The organism is Flavivirga sp. 57AJ16, assembly GCF_028736925.1.
Classification (GTDB): domain Bacteria; phylum Bacteroidota; class Bacteroidia; order Flavobacteriales; family Flavobacteriaceae; genus Flavivirga.
This window is the reverse complement of the sequence record NZ_JAQZAT010000022.1, coordinates 15,935-35,050: the sequence shown is the minus strand read 5'-3', so window position 1 is coordinate 35,050 and position 19,116 is coordinate 15,935. Positions and strand designations below refer to the sequence as shown.

Below are 19,116 nucleotides of genomic sequence, written 5' to 3'. Positions count from 1 at the left end.
TTATTTTCATAACGATTTATTGTGTAGCTCCACCGTTGAGTAACAAATGTTGTCCGTTTACAAAAGAAGACATATCACTTGCAAAAAACTCTGCAACATTTGCCACATCTTCAATTTCTGCAAGCCTTTGCATAGGGCAACTATCTATTAATGATTTTCGCAATTCTGGATAACTATCTTCTTCGGTAAAAATACCTGAATGGTCTACCGCAAAAGGAATAATTGAATTAACAGTAACTCCTCTATAACCGATTTCTTTTGAAAGTACATCTACCATATATCTTGGTGTGGATTTGCTTCCTCCATATACAGCCATTCCTGGAACAGGAAAAACAGTTGTGCTAGATGCGATGTAAATTATGCGACCATTGTCTTCTATATGTTTAGCGGCTTGTTGCATTGTAAAATATGCGCCTTTGGTATTGATTGAAAATAATTTATCAAATTGCTCTTCGGTAAAATCGACTACTGGGGTTTCAACCATTTCAATTCCTGCATTAGCAACAACTATATCTACTTTGCCAAATTTCCGTTTTGCTTCACTAAAAAGGCGTTCAATATCTGCTACTTTACTTACATCTGCTTGTACAGAAATAACTTGAGCTCCCATCGCTTTTATAGTTCCTTCTACCTCTTCTGCAGCTGTTTTATTACTAGAATAATTTAGTACTATATCTGCACCTAAAGCTGCATACCTTTCTGCAATTGCTTTTCCCAGCCCTCTACTAGAACCTGTTATTATTGCTACTTTATTTTTTAAACTATTCATTTTTTGTTTTTTTTATTTTTTGAAATTATACCTGATATGGCGTCATTTGTAAAGGCAAAGAAGAGTCCAGCAATTATTGGAATAAATAGACTTAATACTGGTTTGAATTCTAATGCTGGATGAACACCAAAGAAAATGATTAACCCTACAAACCATGCTGGAATATTGCTTAACAATTTTATTTTTGACAGATACGTTAACGAACTAATCAATAAAAATACTGCTAAAGGAAAACCAATTGCTCCAAGGTAACTAATTAAAGTGCCACCTAATGTTTGTATGATAATACCCATAATTATGCCTGTTGTAATAGGTATTAATGAATAGATTGCAGTTTTTAATGATTTTCCAAATATGTAATAACTTAACCATGCTATAAAAAGCACCCAAGTTGGCCAATGCAATGAAAACGAAATCAAAACTGCGAGTGCACCGCAAGCACCCATTGTTATTGCTTTTAAAAATTCTTTCATAATGATTTGTCTTTAGTTATGCCATACCACCATTTGCACCAATACTTTGGGCAGAAATCCATTTTGCATCATCACTTGCTAAAAAAGTAACTATTCTTGCAATATCTTCTGGTGTTCCCAAGCGTTTGAATGCGTTTGTACTTGCTATTTGAGCGATTAATTCTTCAGATTTCCCTTTTAAAAACAAATCTGTACTTGTTGGCCCAGGTAATACACAGTTTACGTTAATACCTCTGTCTCCTACTTCTTTGGCAAATACTTTACTCATTTGCTCTACTGCGGCTTTGGTAGCCGAATAAATACCATACGTTGGGAAAATGGTACGTGTAACGGTAGATGAAAAGTTGATAATACTTCCGTTATCTGCTAATTTGGTCGATGCTTCTCGAAGTGTATTAAACACACCTTTTACATTAACGTTCATTTGTTTCTCAAATAAATCGTCTGTGGCATCCTTAATGAAAGAATTAAGCATTAAGCCTGCATTGTTTACTAGAATATCAATTCTACCAAAATGTGCTATGGCTTCGTCAAACAAACGACTTACATCTGTTGTTTTACTTACATCTGCTTGTATTCCAATCGCTTCTCCTCCATTAGTAATAATAGATTGAACTACTTTGTCTGCACTATCTTTACTCCCACTGTAGTTTACTACTACTTTAGTACCTGATTTTGCAAATTGTTGTGCAATTTCTGCACCTATTCCTCTTGATGAACCTGTTATTAAGGCTACTTTTTGATTTGAATTACTCATAAATTCTTTGCTTTAAATTAATAATACAAATGTCTTATAAGAGGGGTTTAAGAAGCGTACACGTATAACAGTAAAAGATGTAAATTTCTAATATTATCTAATTGAAATAGGTTTTTCGGTATTTTGCAGGACTTTCAGAAGTGTGTTTTTTGAAATAATTACTGAAATGTGAAGACTCTAAAAAGCCGAGTTTATTGGCAATTTCTTTTATTGATAATTTCTGATTTAGAAGCATTACTTTTGCTTCTGTGATTGTTTTTTCAGAAATCCAAGTACTTATTGATTTTCCTGTTTTACTGCTAATTACAGTTGATAAATAATTAACATGAAGAAATTGCAGATTTGCATAATCTTGAACTCTTAATTGTTTTTCTTCTGTTCCTTTCACCAAATTTCTAAAATGATCTTCTAGGTTTCGTTTAAACGTTTTTACAATTTGAGAACTTCTGTTACCTTCATAAATAGGATTGTAATTTTGAAAAAAGTATTCTTTTATTTTCAACAATAAAACAACCATTAAATTCCCAATCACTTCGTTTTTAAAAGGTGTATTTGATAAATATTCTTTATGTATTAACTTATACAAATTTTCTATATCTTCAAACTGTTCAATAGATAATGTTCTTGGTTCTACTGTTTCTGTTAAAAGAAATGAAAAATGATTATAAGTATCGGCATGCACATGTTCTTTTAGATAGGATTCATTGAACGTAATTAAGCAGGTATTTGTTATTTTTTGCCATTCAAAAACTCTATAATTCCCAGGATTTGTAAAATAGACTGTTCTTGGGTTTATATCAAAACCTTTATCATCAATCGTATATTTACCATAGGCGTTTTTTACAAATAAAAAACTAAAATAATTGGGTCTAAATGGTATGGATTTATATGGAAATTTTTTAAACGTATCTTGTAAATAGTGAATTGTAAAGCCAGAAGAAGAGTCTACCGCATCTGATGGTAAACCAATTGATTCATACAATTCGGCAAGATCTTTTACTATTATGCTTTTTGAAGTCATATTGAACTACCAAAATAATGTTTTAATTTATATATTATACTAGATTTTTCGTCTATTAAGATTGATAAAAACCTAATACTACATGAATAAATACTTTTTTTCTAAAATGACTTTTTAGTCCTCTTCAATTTAGTTTAGTATGAAATATTTAGGGTTGTCAAATTTATAGAATTTGATTTATCTAACTAGTTAAACTTGCATTTTGCGTGCTTTGTAATTTATCTGATTCTAATTTTGCTTTAAGTTTACTAATATCTTCACTTATTTTTCCCTCTATACTTTAGCATAAATTTGAGTGATTATTATCTTACTATGACGAAGCAGTTTTGATACTGCTTTTAATGGAAAAGCTCTTTCATGAAAACGATATGATAGTAGATTTATTAAAGGATTATAAAAGCAAGACAACGAAAACCCGTTGCCTTACTATATAAAATTTATTTACTTTTTTCTTGCCTTAATTTATGATCTAGGGAATAATGACCTCCTCCTGTAAAGAACAAACACAATGCTATAATAAAGTAAAGCAATGCAAGTTCTGCCGAACCAGATCCCCCAATACTATGCCCATCTGCTTTGGCGAACCACAATGGGAAACCAAAAAATGGATCACCATCACCTTCAGATGAAAGTTTTACGGTAATTCGATAAATGGGATCTTTAAAAGGCACGTGGAACAGAAGTATCCCTACAAGCATAGTTATAGATGATCCCAATGATGCTAATGGAACAAAAATGCCAAGTATTAATGCGATACCACCACCTACTTCGCTGATGACTGCCAATAGCTGAAGAACTCCAGGGAAGGCATCTCCCGCAAAACTCATTGGTGTCATAAGTTTTGGCAATCCGTGCAATACTAAACCAAAACCTGCAATTAAACGTATTATTAATAAACCTATTGATGCAAAATTATTGCTTTTGCGCTCTCCAAAAAGAAGATTTGAAATTATTGAAATTGTTTTCATGATTTTATTTTTTTATTATTTATAATTTGATTTTAATTTTTTAATCCATCAATGAAAATATAAAGTGACTTTATTTTTCCGTTTTCAATGACAAATATGTCCTGCCCTGTTATTTCATCTGGCTTAGATGTTGTACCAAACTGCCAGAATAACCTAGCTATATTGTTATGGCTCTCGATTGGTTGGGCTAAACTAAAATCAAAACCAGGATGCTTTTTTTGTAAGCCTTCAATGAAATCATTCAATTTTGAATGGCCATTTATTACAAAAAACGGGTCAACTATTTCCACACCTTCAGTGTATACTTCTTTAATGTACTTATTTCGCTTTTTCGCATTTTTTTCTGTCCATATATCCAAATGCTTTTTTGCCAAAGCTTCTATTTCTATTTTACTCATTTTTGTTTGTTTTTTTAGTGTTAAACTTTCTTCTTTAGGATTTCCTTTTTCATTGGGATAAGAAATCAATTCCAGTTGTAATCCCCATGGTGCTTTAAAATATGCCCATGTTTCACCACTACTATTTAAAATTGGGTCATCCAGAAACGTTATTCCTTTCGATTTTAGGGTAGCTACGCTTTTATCAATATCATCCGTATAAAATGCTATATGATACCATGCAAGATCATCACCAAAAGGCATTTCCTCATTACTTTCTGCAGATTTGTATTGGAACAATTCAATTTTGCTTCCGTTACTTGCTCGAAGTGTTACGATTCTCTCAATTGTAGCATCTCTTCGGATTTTATAGCGTTGTTTCCAATTGTCATCTAACTCTATTAGGTCAAGTTCTGACACTTTTTTAAAACCCAATACTTCAAAAAAGACTAATGCTTCGTCTATATTTGGAACATTTACACCTATATGATCCATTCCTACCACGTTAAGACTTTGTGCAAATGATTGGAAGTTGAACGCTGTAACCATCCAAATGGCTATAATTACTATTTTTGTTTGCATAATTGCTTATTTTATTTCGGTTATAAATTCCGACATCGGTTTTCTCACTTTTTTAAGGTTTAAATTCCAATCGTTGCTATCATTTCTATATCCTAAAGCTAAAAGCATAGAGCTTTTTAATCCTTTTTCTTTGAGTCCAAGTAAAGCATCTAAAGCTATTGGGTCAAAACCTTCCATAGGGGTAGCATCTATGCCTTCAAGTGCAGCTGTAAGTGTTGCAATACCTAATGCTATATGCGCTTGTTTAGCAGCATGGTGAAAGTTATTTTCTTCACTCATTGCACCAAAAAAACTTTTCGAAAAATTACGTTGACTTGAAGTTTTTTCTAAAGGCAGATTACGCTCTTTTGCTAAATGGTCAAAAACCTTATCTATTCTTTTATTAGAATAGGTATCCCAAGCTGCAAAAACAATTAGATGCGAACATTCAACAATTTGCATCTGATTAAATGCTATGGGCTGTATTTTATTTTTCAACTCATTATTAGTAATGATAATAAGCTCATAGGGTTGTAAGCCTATTCCTGATGGTGCCAAGTGCATGGCCTCAATTATTTTATTGATTTTATGTTCTGGTATTTTCTTACCAGACATTCTTTTAGCAGCATAACGCCACTTCATTGCATCTATAGTTTCCATTTTCGTTAAGGATTTTAACGCTTATCCTAGGGTTAGAATAAGCGTATTAGATTAAACTTATCCGCTATATTTAGCCAACCACTTTTCTTTTATCTCTGCCCTAGCATTGATAAATTCAATGTCTGTGCCTTGTGCAATAGCATCCAGGGGAAAACGCAACGGTCTAGTTCCATTTTGCATGCTTACCAAGTTTAAAATTCCATCAGCAATCGTTTGTGGATTCATGTCGAATTCTTTCATTTTACCAAACAATCCACCACCTATAGCATTAAACATATCTGTTGCTACTGGATCGTAATCTGTTGCTACTTCTGGTTTATCTGCATTAATTCCTGTTTTACTACCATTGTTCATTTCAGTTGGATAAACCCCGGGCTGAATGGTGACATTTTCAATATTGAATTGTGCCAACTCTGCTTGTAAACCTTCAGTAATAGTTTCCACACCAAATTTTGAAGCCAAATAAGGAATCATAAAAGGTAGGGTGTGCCCACTTGCTCCTGATGTCAAATTAATTATCAGACCACTTTTTTCTTTACGCATACTTGGTAAAACGGCTTGATACCCTCTGATAACCCCATAAAAATTGACCTCAAACATTTTACGTATTTGTTCTAGAGAAGTGGCTTCTAATAGTCCAAAGCCTGAAACCCCTGCATTGTTAACCAATACATCAATTTTTCCGTATTTAGAAAGTGTTTGTTGAAATGCATTTGATACTGAATTGTCGTTGGTTACGTCAATTTCAACTACCTCTACATTGTGTAATGCAGATAGTTCTTCGGCAACATCTTTGTTTTTGCCTGTTGTTCCTCTCATACCTGCGATTATGGTATGACCTGCTTTTGATAAGGTGATGGTTGTTAATTTACCAAAACCTGAACTTGTTCCTGTGATAAAAATTACTTTGCTCATTTTATAAATTTTTAAATTATTAATGATACAAAGATGCCACCGTCAAGGTCTTTTTTCCATTGACATTTAAAGCAAAAAACTCTTGACAAATGTCAACGTTTTTACTTTTTAGTTGCTTGAGATCTTATACGGCTTAAGGTTTCGGGAGAAATCCCTATGTAAGAAGCTATCATGTGCTGAGGTACACGATTAGCTATTGTTGGAAATTTTAAAACAAAATTGTTGTATTTGTCTTCAGATGATTGGCTTATGCTAGAATGGATCCTACTTTGTGAAGTGAGAAAGCTCTTGTGTAATATATTATTAATTAAATTATTAAATAGAGGTATTTTTTTGCAAAGCATTTCAAAATCTTGCTTTTTAATAAGCAATACTTCGGTGTTTTCAAGAGCTTCTATATTAAACTTTGAAGGTGTTTCATTGGTAAGACTTTCTCTATCTCCTGTCCAATAGTTTTCAGGTGAAAAATTCATGATGTGTTCTGTTCCTTTGTCATCTACAGAATATGTTCTAACAAAACCACTACAGATAAAAGCATTATAACGCCAAATATCACCTTCTTGTAAAAGAAATTGTCTTCTACGCAGTTTTTTAATGATAGCATAAGAAAGTATCTCATTTAAGTCTTCCTCTGGCAAGGATGTTTTATCATTTATATATTTCTTGAAAACTTCTAACATGATACTACAAAGTTAAAAATTTAACTATGATAAAATATGTTATAATGTATTTTAGTATAAATGGTTATAGTATTTTTTATGAGATATTCATAAAAAAACAAAGCCAATTGAATATGAAATCATCATTATGACTTCAATTTTCAATTGACTACAATTCTTATTTTTGATAAATCATTTAACAGAAACTAGATGTTAAATGAATTGTCCAATAAAGTGTTATCTTCTATTATTGAGCTACTGTATTTGATTGAAAAATATTTATACGATTCCCATCAGGGTCTAATACCATAGAACAAAATAGCACATCTCCTGCTAAATATCTTTCTTTCCATAAAAACTCCACACCTTTATTTTCAAGTTCTTTAGTAGCTACTTTTAAATCTTCTACTTGAAATACTAAAGCTTTACCACCTATTACTGATGGTGGGGCGTCTGTTTTTGAATCATTAATAATTGCTTCAATTAATTGGCCTTCTGAATTTTGAAGCATTTCAATTTTCATACCTGATCCTTGCATAAAAGCCATTTGTAACTCACCTTTTTCTACAGGAATAGTTTGTTTCATTAATAATTTAAACCCTAATATATTATTATACCATTTTATTGATTCTTCAATATTAGAAACTACAAAAGCAACATTATATAATGCTAGCGTGTTTAAACCGCCTTTTAATTTTGTTTGATTTTTCATTTCATTATTTTTTACAATGTTCTATGTTCTTATTTACTTTGCCGAAAATTGAGGCTGAAACAATTTTATCAGCCTCAATAAATATTACTAGCCAAAACTATTCTTTAACAAATTGTAAGTCAACAACAAGCTTAATAGTATCACTTACCACTATACTTCCTGCTTCTGTTACCGCACTCCACGTTAAATCGAAATCTTTTCTATTCACTTTTCCAGTGATTTCAAAACCTGCTTTGGTTTGGCCATAAGGGTCTACAGCTAATCCATTAAAATCTACATCTAATACAATTTCTTTGGTTTTATCTCTAATTGTTAAATCTCCAACTAATTTATCTCCATCAAAAGATTTTGATTTAAAAGTCAATTCTGGATATTCTTCTGCATTGAAAAAGTCATCTGATTTTAAGTGTGCATCTCTATCACTATTTTTAGTATTGATAGAATCAACATTTGCTACAAATTTAAAATCTGCATTTACGAAATTTTCGTTTTCTGTTTCAGCCGTTGCGCTGAAGTCTTCGAAGTGTCCTGTTACTGTAGAAATCATCATATGCTTAACTTTAAAGCTTATTTCTGAATGTGCTACATCTAAATTCCATTTTGTTTTTACTGCTGTTTTCATTTTACTTTTGTTTTATTTTTATACGTCAATATTGACCTTACAAAAGTGCAATGAATAGTTCCCTAGTTCCAATGAAGTAGATTAGGAAAAATAGTTGAAGTAGTTCAAGATTTCTTTTGAACCTTGTTGTTTCTTATCTTGGATAAGAACTCTGGTGTCATCCCTAAAAAGGATGCTAAAGCGTATTGAGGTAACCGCCGAGCCACATGAGAATATTTACCCATAAATTGGTCGTAACGCCTTTCTGCAGATAATGTTATGTTATTTGTAATTCTTCGTTGAAAAAATGCCAACCCTCTTTCTGCAATAATTCTAAAAAAAGTTTCAAACTTATGATTTACTTGTTTTAGTTCCTTTTGCTTTTCGTAATGTACGCGCAGTATTACACTATCTTCAAGAGCAATTACAAATGATGTGGCTGGTTGTTGGTATATAAAACTATTATAATCGGTAATCCACCAATTTTCAATGGCAAAAGAAGTAGTATGGTCGTTACCTTCGTCTGTAACAACATACGATCTGAAAGCTCCTTTAACCACAAAATGTACATGATGAGCAATAAAATTAGGCTGTACAATCAATTGTCTTTTTTTTACTTTTATCTCCTCAAAACAACTGACGAATTGATTCACTTCGTCTTCATTTAAATCAACAAAATTTTGAATGTATTGAGATAGTATTTTCTTTGAATTCATTGAAATTAAATGCTTTGGTATATCACCCAAGTAAAGTTAACCAAATAAAAATTAAGTTTAAATATTCATTGTAATAAGTTCTTTGGGCTCATTCCAAATTGTTTTTTAAAAGCAAATGAAAAATGAGATAAATCTTCAAAACCTAAATCAATATATATTTCGGATGGCTTTTGTTTCTTTTTATCAATGAGGAAATGGGCTTCTTGTAACCTTTTTTGAATTAACCAACGATTAGGTGTATCGTTAAATATTTGTTTAAAATCTCTTTTGAATGCCGAAAGACTTCTACCTGTAAGATATGCAAAACGTTCAATAGCTACATTGAATTTATAATTTTGGTTCATGAATTCTTCCAAGTTTATTTTTTCGGGCTTTCCAAAATCAAAAAGCACTTCATATAATTCTGGCTGCTTTTTTAACAAGATAAGTAAGAGTTCTTCTCGCTTGGTATCTTGAATTTCTTTTTCAATTTTCCCCATACCATTATAATAGGGCATTAATGAGTTTATAAAACTTGGTATTTGTTCATTTTTATCTAAGTAAATAAATGCTTCTTTAGGTTTATGTTTTTCTTTTTTGAATTGGTATTTTTCTAGAAATTGTTTAAGAAATATTTCATCAAAAATCACGACTACCTTTTCAAATTCATCGTTCTCTTTATGCTTGTTATATCTCGCTAAATGGTTTTTACGAACAATACAATAATCGCCAGACTTCATCGTAATATAATTACTGCCATCATAACCATTTAAAATTCCTTTTGCTAAAAACAAAAACAAATGTTCTGGTATAAATTGTTCAGGTGAAATTTCAGGTCCTATGTAACATGATTTTATATCCATAGTTTATTTATATAACACTAAATTTAATTAAACTATCTGCAGTATCTGCTATAATTACTTCTTTATTTCGAGGTTTCCAACCTAAAATAGTTTTTGCTTTTTCGTTAGAAATAGTTTTTATAATCCCTACTTGAGAAGCTACAGATTTTAATTCAGGTTTAAAATGTGATAATATTTTCACTAACCAATTAGGAAGCACTTTGTTAGTAATCTTTTTCGCATATTCATTTTGCTGTTTACGCAGAATTTTTGCAATTTCTGGCAAAGATGTAGTATCATCAGAAGATGCTAAAAAACGTTGATTTTTAGCCTCTTTACTTATCATAGCTTTGATATGAATATTGGCGACATCGCGAACATCTACAATACCAAAATAAACTTTTGGCGTTGCAGATATTTTTCCACTCATGAGTTGCTCTATCAGTTCTACTGAACTTGCAAAGTCTTTACCTAAAACTGGGCCAAATATTCCAACTGGATTAATTACGGTTAATTCTAACGGGTTTGCTTCCGTTTTAATGAAATTCCAAGCAGCTTGTTCTGCTAGTGTTTTTGATTTGATATATGCGCCAATATTTGTATTAGGGTCTGTCCAATCTTGTTCAGAAAAAATATGGTTTTCAGGGTTAATACTGTAGCCTATTGCAGCAAAAGAAGAGGTCATTACAACACGCTTTACACCTGCTTTTTGGGCAGCTTTTAGCGCTCGAAGCGTTCCTTCTTTAGCAGGAATAATTAATTCGTCTTCATCCTTTGGTTCTCCAGAAGGAAAAGGTGAAGCAAGGTGTAATACATATTTACAATCTTTTACTGCCTCGTCCCAATTTTTATCTTTAGTTAAATCGGCTTCAATGAATTCGAGATTATCAAATGATGTTATCCCTCCATTTTTTAGCATTTCAAACACATCGTTTTTTCTCTTTAAGGAACGAACTGTCGTTTTTACATTATATCCCTTTTGTAATAACTGAACAATTGTATGAGTTCCTAAAAAACCTGTTCCTCCAGTTACTAAAACTGTTTCTATATTTTGCATCTTTTAATTTTCAAACTTTATACCTGTCATTTTTTCGCAAATCTCCAATACCTTATTAGCAGATTCAATATCTACGGCGTACTGTCTTACACCGAAAGGCGCATTACTATCATTAGGAACTAGCTTTGCTATATTACAATCTTCTAAATACAATCCTCCTTTTCCATTTAATTCAGGACTGACTGCTGCCCATGCTGTTGTAGCACCGCCTTCTTTTACTGTTTTGTATATATCTCCAACATTTTCCGGATTTCTAAAAAAGTTTAATAACCATGTATAGTTGATTGCCCTCGATAATTTTGCAGAAGCTTTCATGAACTGAACTTTAGTATTGGAAGCAATACCTACTTGAGATGAAGTAAAAAGATCTGATGAAGGGATTGGACCAGGGTGTACTGCAAAACTTCTAATGTTTGAATCCTTTAAAAGTTTATCTAATTTGATAGATAAAAGAATTAATGCTGTTTTGCTTTGCGCATAAGATATCATTCCATCATACTCTGCATTTTCAAAATTTACATCATCAATTATAACATTACTTAAACGATGCCCACGAGACGATAAATTGACAATACGAGCTCCGTTTGCTTTTTTCAAAGCTGGAAGTAATTTCATTGTTAATTCATAATGTCCGAGAACATTAGTTGCAAACTGTAACTCATAACCTCTTTCGTCTCTAGTCAATGGAATATTATATATTCCTGCACTATTGATAAGCGCATGAATTGGACGATTTGATTTTAAAAACTTTTGGGTGAATGCTTCTATGGATTTTGGTTTTAACAAATCCAAATATTCTATTTCAATATTTGGTAGTCCTTTCAAGTTACTTTTAGCCCATTCTACATCCCTTGCTAAAGCAATTACTGTTGCTCCTCTAATTGTTAATGCTTTTGTTGCTTCCCTGCCAGTTCCACTATGACCGCCTGTCATTACAATTATTTTCCCTTTCAAGTCTAGTTCTTCTACAACATCCATAGCTTCTGTATGATGGTTAAACTTATTGTCTATAGGCATTTGAAATTCATCAGAAATAATAAGTCCTGTGTAAAGTGGTGATTTTGCTGCTTTATCATTCATTGCTATATAGGCTGCAGAGCCAATGATAAGCAAAAGAAAAATGATTGTTATTAAAGCTAAGCCCCTTATCAATCTTCTTAATATGGATTTTTTAGGCTTGGTTTTTAATTTCTTTTTTTTTGAATTATCTTCCATTGTTTTCATTTTTATGGAACAAAATTCTTCATAAATTTCTCAACAAACTTTGTTGAAAAGTCCAAATTTATTTTAATCGAAAAATTAATTTTATTCTAGGGTTTTAAATTTTAATTTTTAATTTATTTGAATTGTTAGTTTGTAACTTATTTTCCAATACCCTCATATCTTCACTTACTTTTCTTTCAATTACTTTGGCATAAATTTGAGTAGTAACTATTTTTGAGTGTCCAAGTAATTTTGATACAGTTTCTATTGGTACACCATTACTTAAGGTTATTGTTGTTGCTAATGTATGACGTGCCATGTGAAATGTAAGATTCTTTTTAATACCGCAGACAAAAGCTACGTCTTTTAAATATGAGTTGAGTTTCTGATTTGAAATATTTGGAAATAAGGTTTTCGTTCTCTTGGTTTTAATATGGCCTTTATATTTCTCAATTAATTCTTCAGCAATTGGAAGTAACGGAATTTTTACTTTGTTATGTGTTTTTTGTCTATTGATAATTATCCATTTGCCACCATCAATACCGAAAGCGATATTATCTTCGTTGAGGTTCATGACATCCATATAAGATAAACCTGTATAACCTGAGTTCGATTAATATTAGATAAGATTTAAGTAGTAAAAAAGATAGATTTTTAGTAAATTAAAGTAGTGAATTTCAATTTATTAATCTAAAAATCTATCTATGATAATCTACTCTAAAATTACTGAAATATTTTGTATTGTTGATGAGTTCTGTAAAGAATATAGCCAATTGGTTGAAAACCATATGTTGGGCAATCCTGCAAAACGCCCTTCAGTTATGAGTACAAGTGAAGTAATTACTATTACCATTTTATTTCAATTAAGTGGTTTTAGAACCTTCAAGCATTTCTACCTTTTTTATGTTCAAAAGCATATGAAGGATGATTTTCCAGATACCGTTTCTTATAACAGATTTACCGAGCTTATGCAGCAAACCTTAATACCAATGACCTTGTTTTTAAAAACATGTTGCTAGGAGATTGTACAGGTATTTCCTTTGTAGATTCTACTCCAATTAGGGTCTGTAAGTCTAAACGAATAGCCAACAACAAAGTCTTTAAAGGTATTGCTACTACTGGAAAATCAACAATGGGATGGTTTCATCGTTTTAAGCTTCACATTGTTATAAATGATAAAGGAGAAATCTTAAATTTTACAATCACACAAGCAAATGTTGATGATAGAACACCATTGAAAAAGAAAAGTTTTCTTAATAAAATATTTGGAAAACTTTTTGCTGATAAAGGTTATATTGGAAAAGAACTCATGCAAATGCTTTTCGTGGAGGGTGTACATTTAATCACTAGTATAAAAACAATATGAAGAACTCTTTAATGTCTATGAGTGATAAAATACTGCTTAGAAAACGCTCAGTAATAGAAACCGTTAATGATGAACTTAAAAATATTTGCCTAATTGAGCATTCTAGACACAGGTGCTTCTCAAACTTTATCTCAAATATTGTAGCAGGTCTTATAGTATACAGCTTCTTGCCTAAAAAACCTTCAATAAAATATCAAACTAGCCATACGAATCAGTTGGCTGTTTTTTAATCGAACTCAGATTTTAAGTTGTTTCTTGATGCGCTCTTTACTAGTGTTGATACTCTTACCCCATACAAAAGTATAACGATTAGCATTGGCTTCTATCTTGGTGCCATCTATAAAAATATCTTTTAAACTAATAACGCCTTGTTCTACCAAAAGTAAAACCACCTGATGAAAGATTTTCTTTAAATGACCTTGAAGGCGCTTGCCTCTAAAATCGTTGATGGTATTGTGGTCTGGTTTGCTTTGCCCACTAAGCCATATAAAGTGAATGTTTTCGCTAAGGGCTTGTTCTATTTTACGTGAGGAATATAAGTTGCGCAAGTAAGCATAAATGATCACTTTGAGCAGCATGCGCGGGTGGTAACTTGATGTGCCGCCGCCTTTGTAACTCTTTTCTAATACGGTGAGGTCCAAATGGTCTATAATGGTATTGACAACTCGTACTGGGTGGTGCGCTGGTACTAAATCATCATAACTCGGGGGAAGTAAACTTAATTGGTTCTGGTGATAGGTCTTGAATACTACTTTTTTGCTCATAACTAAAGTTAACAACTAACTCCGTAATTCACAAAAAAAAAGACTGCCTTTTCAGACAGCCTCTTTTTAAAACTTAAACTAAACGAATAAATATAAAAACTTAATCTTTTATAAAAATACTACAATTATGTATGAGCCTATTATAATATGGGGTTTACAAAAAGTTACATGTTGTATATTTTACTATTTCTTCCAGACGTACAGCACCATGCTATAGCTGTCAAAAAAGCTCTTATCTAATCAAACGTCTCCCTTTTTTTGGTTAAAAACAAAAAGTCAAAATGGATTTTACAAAAACGGAGTTATTACTATTAAAGTTTTTAAAAAAGATTTGCCAAATGAACATCATTCATTTTTAAACGAGATAAATCCCATAACCATCTTCAAAATGAGTTATTTACAAACTGTTTTCTTTTGTAAAGGTAATACAATAAAATCTATTCAATTTGCAGTTTTTTAGATATTTTGCCTCTGTTAGTTAGTATTTCAATACGATAAAGGCCTTTAACTAAAATAAATAAATCTAATAAAGAACTAGCCTGCGTTTTTAATAACTGTCCTAATATATTATAAACTTTGAGCTGTTTAAATTCTAAGTTGTTTTCTAACTTTATATGAACTTGATTTGCTTCAGAAGTTGGACTCAAATCGATATGATGCGTTTCATTATAATTAGAAGGCAAATTTTCGTTACTAAACTTATAAATACGTGCATGACCTGAATAATTTCCAATACCATCATTATAAGGAGAACCTATAACAACGGTATTCCTGTTATTATTTGATACGTACAATTCTAAGTCCAATAAATTATACTTTACTTTATTATTTATATTACAATCCAATAAAGTCCAATCATCATTTTCAAGTCGATAAAACATGACATCTTCCGTACCATTGGCATTATTATTACGAATAGTAATCGTATATCCATCATTAGATAAGTATATTCTACAATCTGATTGAATGTCTAATAATTCTATGGCTTCTCCTAACTGAAACCATTCATTCTTGCACTTATAGTACTGACATATAATGATGCAACTTAATGGTACTTTATTTTCATGATTTTTATATGTTTTAAAGGCAACTACACTGCCATTTCCTGATAAAACGACACTTTCCCATAAGATACTATCCAGCACCTTATTATATAATTTTAAATCCGAATTCATATACGTATTTTATAACACAATATAGGTGCAGACATTTACCTAAAAAAGAATTGTAGTTATACAAAAAGTTACGAATTTCATATTTAACAAAACACTTCAAAATGGACAACTTACCACTGTTTCGTTTTTATAAAAAATATGACATAAAAAAATCTTTTGCCTATCAACTGAATGACAAATAATTAAGCCTAAATATTTATAAAACAAAAACCCGAGTAACCTTTTGAATACCTCGCTTTTTAATTTCTTTTTAATTATAAGATTACTTTAGCGGTCTAGCTATAGATTCAGTAGGTGTCTGTAGTTCGATTTGGGGCAAAGAGGCTGTCTGAAAGACAGTCTCTTTTTTTATTGTATTTTTTATAGAAATACGTCTTTAGCACTTCACCTTTACTATTATGTATAGACAATAAGTCCATTTATACCAATTATTAATTGAAATGAGCTACAGAAAACGACATTGCTTATTTGTTTTAGCCTGCTGCGAGTTATTTGCATAGCCTAAGCTATGGGAATGATGAGTAAAGTGATAAAACGAATTAATGAATGAGTTTGAATAGCGTATTTTAATTCATAATTGGTATTATACATCTATGACAAACAGCATATAATTAATTCGTTTATTTTTTGCTAGCCCTAACTATTTACTGCGTATTTTATAACAAAATTGGATGACTATTAAACTGGTAGAATTTTAAAATAAAAGCCATTAATCCAGGCTTGTGGCAATGTTAAATATATAGCTGCTTTAAGAAGTATCTATTTGGCTTTTTTAACACCTTAAGAGGCTATATTTAGAATCTTATCTATGTCTTTAGATTAAAACAGTTAATACTAAATAAACCCCAACAAATACAATAAGTAGACAATGCTAAAAAAGTAAAAAAGACCGCCTAAAACTTTTTTAGACGGTCTTTTTTTAAACTTAAATAAAGGAACCAAATCGCTTGAATTGGTTAACTTGAATATGTCTTTTCTAATAATTTTGAATTATTTTTTTATGCCTTTTTTATAGATTGTTTGATTATCTACTTTCATTCTTATGATATACTGGCCATTTTTAAGATTTAGAGTTGGAATTTCAATCGTTTCCTGATTATTAAATCTTTTCTTAAAGCATGATTGCCCTAAAATATTTAGGATCTCGATTTCGGCTGTTTCGTAAGATCCTTTAACTTTAATATTAATGTTTTTATGAAAGGGGTTGGGATATAATACAGTTGTTATTATTTCTGGAATAGTATGAGTTGTCTTATTATTCAAATCATTTTTATCATTTGATTTTTTAGAGATTAATACATTAGAATTGATACAATTAGCCGTACTAATAATAATATTGTCGATATAAACATAATCGCCATTATTAGATGCATCTGCTCTAAACCTAAATTTTGTTTCAGACGAAAATGGTCCCGAAATTACAACGCTATCATCGTAATGCTCGTCATTTTCAAAATCATCACCTTTATTCCACTTTTCAACTGTCGTAAAGCTATCACCGCCATTAGTAGATACTTGTAACCAGAAATCTTCGTTACTATTATCCATGCTTCGGCAATAATATGAAAAATCCAGGGTGACTTCCTGATAATCTGAAAGATTCATTTCATCGGTTGTTCCTACAGAAGTAGATGTATTATCGCGTAGTCTCATACTATAACGTCCTGTTCTGGCGTATGTTTTATTTGAATCTCTATAGGAATCGGAACCACCATCATTCCAAATACCCCAACCCGATTCAAAATCTTCGGCAGCTAAAACGCAACGTTCTATATTACAGGCATAAATAACAATATCGTCAATATAAACATAATCGCTATTATTAGAGGCATCTGCTCTAAATCTAAATTTTGTTTCAGACGAAAATGGACCTGAAATCACAACACGATCATCATAATGTTGATTATTTTCAAAATCATCACCTTTATTCCACTTTTCAACTGTAGTAAAGTTATCACCGCCATCTGTAGAGACTTGTAACCAGAAATCTTCGTTACTATTATCCATACTTCGACAGTAATATGAAAACTCGATGGTGACTTCCTTATAATTCATAAGATCTAAATTATTGGTTGTTCCCACAGATGAAGATGTATTATCGCGAAGCCTCATACTATAACTTCCTCTCGCAGCGTAATTTTTATTTGAATTTCTTTGTGAATCGGAACCACCATCATTCCAAATTCCCCAGCCAGATTCAAACCCCTCTTCATTTAAAACGGAATAATCACAACCGTTTTCACCATCTTCAATGTTAGGCGGGTTGGCTATTAAATCGCTCAAACTGTACACACTCACATGACCGGCATCTATACCATTACTCGTGTTATACATGGCCCCTACAGCAGCAATATTACCGTCGTGCGATAAACTTACAGCGTCTCCAAAACCATCATTTGCTTGTTCTCCTAAAATAGTGTTATTGTGAAGTTTAAACCAGTCTCCAGCAATTTTTTGATATATACAGATATACCCCTTTTTATTATTTCTAACAGCGCCAACTGCAACAATATCTCCAGCACCCGATAAACTTACTGAGGTTCCTAATTTATCGCCAGCAGTTTCTCCTTGAATACCAGATCCTATCTTAGTCCATACATTATTTATATTCTCATAAACACGTACCTGTCCAGTATCCGGACCATTACTATCATTTCCAATAGCGCCAATCGCTACTATATTACCATCACCAGATAAACTTACAGAAAATCCAGACCTATCCCCTGCTGCATCACCATCAATATTATACCCCAACTGCGTCCAGTTGCCATTTATATTTTCATAAATACGTACATGTCCAGAATCACGTCCATTACTATCATTTCCAATAGCACCAATCGCTACTACATCACCATCCTTTGATAAACTTACGGCATAACCTGACATATCTTGTGCTGCTTGCCCATCTATGTCGCTCCCTATTTGAATCCAATTATCTGCTACATTCTTATAAATACGAACATGCCCTGCACCTTCGCCATTATCGCTATTCGAAGTGGCTCCTATTGCTACGATAGTTCCGTTATTGGATAAACTCACAGCAACGCCCGACCGGTCCCCTATGGCCTCTCCATCAATATCGTCTCCAATTTGAGTCCAATTGCCTCCTATATTTTCATAAATACGTACATGCCCGGAATCTCCAATATCATTACTACATAAAACATCATCTTTTAAATCTACGTGATCACCATCATTTCCGGGAGCTCCAATAGCAAGGATACGTCCATCTCCAGATAAACTTAAAGCCATTCCTGATTGGTCATCGCTGGCTTCTCCATTAATATCGGTTCCAACTTGTGTCCAAACACTATTAATATCTTGATAAACACGCACCTGTCCGGACCTGTCCCCATTTTCATCATTTAAATATGCACCAATAGCGACAATGCTTCCATCTTCGGACAAACTAATCGCTTTTCCTGCTAATTCAAATGTTGCTTCTCCATCAATTCCCTCTCCTATTTGAAATTGAGCATACCCGGATAAACTAATTATGCTAAAAATGATTAGCCCTATTTTTCTCATACTTTTTTTTAAA

General features: G+C 31.9%; 20 protein-coding genes and 2 pseudogenes. 3 read left to right on the top strand and 19 right to left on the bottom strand.

Annotated elements, in window-relative coordinates:
• Positions 1-16: 16 nt before the first annotated feature.
• The 16 genes from PQO00_RS18505 to PQO00_RS18430 all read right to left on the bottom strand — a co-directional run bounded on the left by PQO00_RS18505 (position 17) and on the right by PQO00_RS18430 (position 12,844).
• Positions 17-769 (bottom strand): SDR family oxidoreductase, encoded by a 753-nt coding sequence (locus PQO00_RS18505; protein ID WP_274186346.1) that lies wholly within the window; start codon positions 767-769, stop codon positions 17-19.
• Positions 766-1,242, bottom strand: a complete 477-nt coding sequence (locus PQO00_RS18500) for a DUF1097 domain-containing protein (protein WP_274186345.1) — start codon at positions 1,240-1,242, stop codon at positions 766-768. The genes PQO00_RS18505 and PQO00_RS18500 overlap by 4 nt, the downstream gene beginning before the upstream one ends.
• A 16-nt stretch (positions 1,243-1,258) precedes the next feature.
• Positions 1,259-1,999 carry an SDR family oxidoreductase gene (locus PQO00_RS18495; protein WP_274186344.1) on the bottom strand — a complete coding sequence of 247 codons (741 nt, stop codon included), beginning with the start codon at positions 1,997-1,999 and terminating at the stop codon, positions 1,259-1,261.
• Positions 2,000-2,096: 97 nt separating this feature from the next.
• Positions 2,097-3,020 carry an AraC family transcriptional regulator gene (locus tag PQO00_RS18490; protein WP_274186343.1) on the bottom strand — a complete coding sequence of 308 codons (924 nt, stop codon included), beginning with the start codon at positions 3,018-3,020 and terminating at the stop codon, positions 2,097-2,099.
• Positions 3,021-3,457: 437 nt separating this feature from the next.
• Positions 3,458-3,988 carry a DoxX family protein gene (locus PQO00_RS18485; protein WP_274186342.1) on the bottom strand — a complete coding sequence of 177 codons (531 nt, stop codon included), beginning with the start codon at positions 3,986-3,988 and terminating at the stop codon, positions 3,458-3,460.
• A 32-nt stretch (positions 3,989-4,020) separates the two neighbouring features.
• Entirely contained in the window at positions 4,021-4,947 is a 927-nt protein-coding gene (locus tag PQO00_RS18480; protein WP_274186341.1) for a VOC family protein, read from the bottom strand.
• 6 nt (positions 4,948-4,953) lie between these two features.
• A complete protein-coding gene (locus tag PQO00_RS18475) occupies positions 4,954-5,586 on the bottom strand; it encodes an NAD(P)H-dependent oxidoreductase (RefSeq protein ID WP_274186340.1) in 633 nt (210 codons plus the stop codon).
• Positions 5,587-5,643: 57 nt separating this feature from the next.
• Positions 5,644-6,501, bottom strand: a complete 858-nt coding sequence (locus tag PQO00_RS18470) for an SDR family oxidoreductase (protein ID WP_274186339.1) — start codon at positions 6,499-6,501, stop codon at positions 5,644-5,646.
• Between the two features lie 101 nt (positions 6,502-6,602).
• Positions 6,603-7,181: a Crp/Fnr family transcriptional regulator gene (locus PQO00_RS18465; RefSeq protein ID WP_274186338.1), complete on the bottom strand. Its 579-nt coding sequence runs from the start codon at positions 7,179-7,181 to the stop codon at positions 6,603-6,605.
• A gap of 226 nt (positions 7,182-7,407) precedes the next feature.
• The gene (locus PQO00_RS18460) at positions 7,408-7,872 is read right to left on the bottom strand and encodes a VOC family protein (RefSeq protein ID WP_274186337.1); all 465 of its coding nucleotides are present in this window, start codon (positions 7,870-7,872) and stop codon (positions 7,408-7,410) included.
• Positions 7,873-7,969: 97 nt separating this feature from the next.
• Positions 7,970-8,494 (bottom strand): YceI family protein, encoded by a 525-nt coding sequence (locus tag PQO00_RS18455; protein WP_274186336.1) that lies wholly within the window; start codon positions 8,492-8,494, stop codon positions 7,970-7,972.
• Between the two features lie 104 nt (positions 8,495-8,598).
• Positions 8,599-9,189, bottom strand: coding sequence for a Crp/Fnr family transcriptional regulator (locus PQO00_RS18450; protein ID WP_274186335.1), 591 nt, complete (start codon positions 9,187-9,189; stop codon positions 8,599-8,601).
• Positions 9,190-9,254: 65 nt separating this feature from the next.
• Positions 9,255-10,031, bottom strand: a complete 777-nt coding sequence (locus PQO00_RS18445) for an AraC family transcriptional regulator (RefSeq protein WP_274186334.1) — start codon at positions 10,029-10,031, stop codon at positions 9,255-9,257.
• Between the two features lie 7 nt (positions 10,032-10,038).
• Positions 10,039-11,067: an aldehyde reductase gene (locus PQO00_RS18440; RefSeq protein ID WP_274186333.1), complete on the bottom strand. Its 1,029-nt coding sequence runs from the start codon at positions 11,065-11,067 to the stop codon at positions 10,039-10,041.
• Between the two features lie 3 nt (positions 11,068-11,070).
• Positions 11,071-12,282 carry an SDR family NAD(P)-dependent oxidoreductase gene (locus PQO00_RS18435; RefSeq protein WP_274186332.1) on the bottom strand — a complete coding sequence of 404 codons (1,212 nt, stop codon included), beginning with the start codon at positions 12,280-12,282 and terminating at the stop codon, positions 11,071-11,073.
• A gap of 103 nt (positions 12,283-12,385) precedes the next feature.
• On the bottom strand, positions 12,386-12,844 hold the full coding sequence (locus PQO00_RS18430; protein WP_337992863.1) for a site-specific integrase: 459 nt from the start codon (positions 12,842-12,844) through the stop codon (positions 12,386-12,388).
• A gap of 130 nt (positions 12,845-12,974) precedes the next feature.
• Here PQO00_RS18430 and PQO00_RS20450 point away from each other — a divergent pair, with 130 nt between their 5' ends.
• From PQO00_RS20450 to PQO00_RS20440, 3 genes and pseudogenes are all read left to right on the top strand, one after another.
• The gene (locus PQO00_RS20450; protein ID WP_274186331.1) at positions 12,975-13,289 is read left to right on the top strand and encodes a hypothetical protein; all 315 of its coding nucleotides are present in this window, start codon (positions 12,975-12,977) and stop codon (positions 13,287-13,289) included.
• Positions 13,280-13,692: pseudogene (locus PQO00_RS20445) on the top strand (IS982 family transposase); the annotation flags it as partial. The gene PQO00_RS20450 and the pseudogene PQO00_RS20445, both read left to right, overlap by 10 nt.
• Positions 13,666-13,866 carry a transposase gene (locus PQO00_RS20440; RefSeq protein WP_369128021.1) on the top strand — a complete coding sequence of 67 codons (201 nt, stop codon included), beginning with the start codon at positions 13,666-13,668 and terminating at the stop codon, positions 13,864-13,866. The pseudogene PQO00_RS20445 and the gene PQO00_RS20440, both read left to right, overlap by 27 nt.
• Positions 13,867-13,878: 12 nt before the next feature.
• Here the strand turns inward: PQO00_RS20440 and PQO00_RS18410 are convergent.
• From PQO00_RS18410 to PQO00_RS18400, 3 genes and pseudogenes are all read right to left on the bottom strand, one after another.
• Positions 13,879-14,316, bottom strand: a pseudogene (locus PQO00_RS18410) (transposase); the annotation flags it as partial.
• 521 nt (positions 14,317-14,837) lie between these two features.
• Positions 14,838-15,575 carry a T9SS type A sorting domain-containing protein gene (locus tag PQO00_RS18405; RefSeq protein ID WP_274186328.1) on the bottom strand — a complete coding sequence of 246 codons (738 nt, stop codon included), beginning with the start codon at positions 15,573-15,575 and terminating at the stop codon, positions 14,838-14,840.
• A gap of 990 nt (positions 15,576-16,565) precedes the next feature.
• Complete coding sequence (locus PQO00_RS18400; RefSeq protein WP_274186327.1) at positions 16,566-19,103, bottom strand: T9SS type A sorting domain-containing protein; 2,538 nt, start codon at positions 19,101-19,103, stop codon at positions 16,566-16,568.
• Between the last annotated feature and the right edge of the window lie 13 nt (positions 19,104-19,116).

Coding starts and splice junctions, on each gene's coding strand:
- PQO00_RS18505 (WP_274186346.1), bottom strand. CDS start 769: ATGAATAGTTTAAAAAATAAAGTAGCAATAATAACAGGTTCTAGTAGA.
- PQO00_RS18500 (WP_274186345.1), bottom strand. CDS start 1,242: ATGAAAGAATTTTTAAAAGCAATAACAATGGGTGCTTGCGGTGCACTC.
- PQO00_RS18495 (WP_274186344.1), bottom strand. CDS start 1,999: ATGAGTAATTCAAATCAAAAAGTAGCCTTAATAACAGGTTCATCAAGA.
- PQO00_RS18490 (WP_274186343.1), bottom strand. CDS start 3,020: ATGACTTCAAAAAGCATAATAGTAAAAGATCTTGCCGAATTGTATGAA.
- PQO00_RS18485 (WP_274186342.1), bottom strand. CDS start 3,988: ATGAAAACAATTTCAATAATTTCAAATCTTCTTTTTGGAGAGCGCAAA.
- PQO00_RS18480 (WP_274186341.1), bottom strand. CDS start 4,947: ATGCAAACAAAAATAGTAATTATAGCCATTTGGATGGTTACAGCGTTC.
- PQO00_RS18475 (WP_274186340.1), bottom strand. CDS start 5,586: ATGGAAACTATAGATGCAATGAAGTGGCGTTATGCTGCTAAAAGAATG.
- PQO00_RS18470 (WP_274186339.1), bottom strand. CDS start 6,501: ATGAGCAAAGTAATTTTTATCACAGGAACAAGTTCAGGTTTTGGTAAA.
- PQO00_RS18465 (WP_274186338.1), bottom strand. CDS start 7,181: ATGTTAGAAGTTTTCAAGAAATATATAAATGATAAAACATCCTTGCCA.
- PQO00_RS18460 (WP_274186337.1), bottom strand. CDS start 7,872: ATGAAAAATCAAACAAAATTAAAAGGCGGTTTAAACACGCTAGCATTA.
- PQO00_RS18455 (WP_274186336.1), bottom strand. CDS start 8,494: ATGAAAACAGCAGTAAAAACAAAATGGAATTTAGATGTAGCACATTCA.
- PQO00_RS18450 (WP_274186335.1), bottom strand. CDS start 9,189: ATGAATTCAAAGAAAATACTATCTCAATACATTCAAAATTTTGTTGAT.
- PQO00_RS18445 (WP_274186334.1), bottom strand. CDS start 10,031: ATGGATATAAAATCATGTTACATAGGACCTGAAATTTCACCTGAACAA.
- PQO00_RS18440 (WP_274186333.1), bottom strand. CDS start 11,067: ATGCAAAATATAGAAACAGTTTTAGTAACTGGAGGAACAGGTTTTTTA.
- PQO00_RS18435 (WP_274186332.1), bottom strand. CDS start 12,282: ATGGAAGATAATTCAAAAAAAAAGAAATTAAAAACCAAGCCTAAAAAA.
- PQO00_RS18430 (WP_337992863.1), bottom strand. CDS start 12,844: ATGAACCTCAACGAAGATAATATCGCTTTCGGTATTGATGGTGGCAAA.
- PQO00_RS20450 (WP_274186331.1), top strand. CDS start 12,975: ATGATAATCTACTCTAAAATTACTGAAATATTTTGTATTGTTGATGAG.
- PQO00_RS18405 (WP_274186328.1), bottom strand. CDS start 15,575: ATGAATTCGGATTTAAAATTATATAATAAGGTGCTGGATAGTATCTTA.
- PQO00_RS18400 (WP_274186327.1), bottom strand. CDS start 19,103: ATGAGAAAAATAGGGCTAATCATTTTTAGCATAATTAGTTTATCCGGG.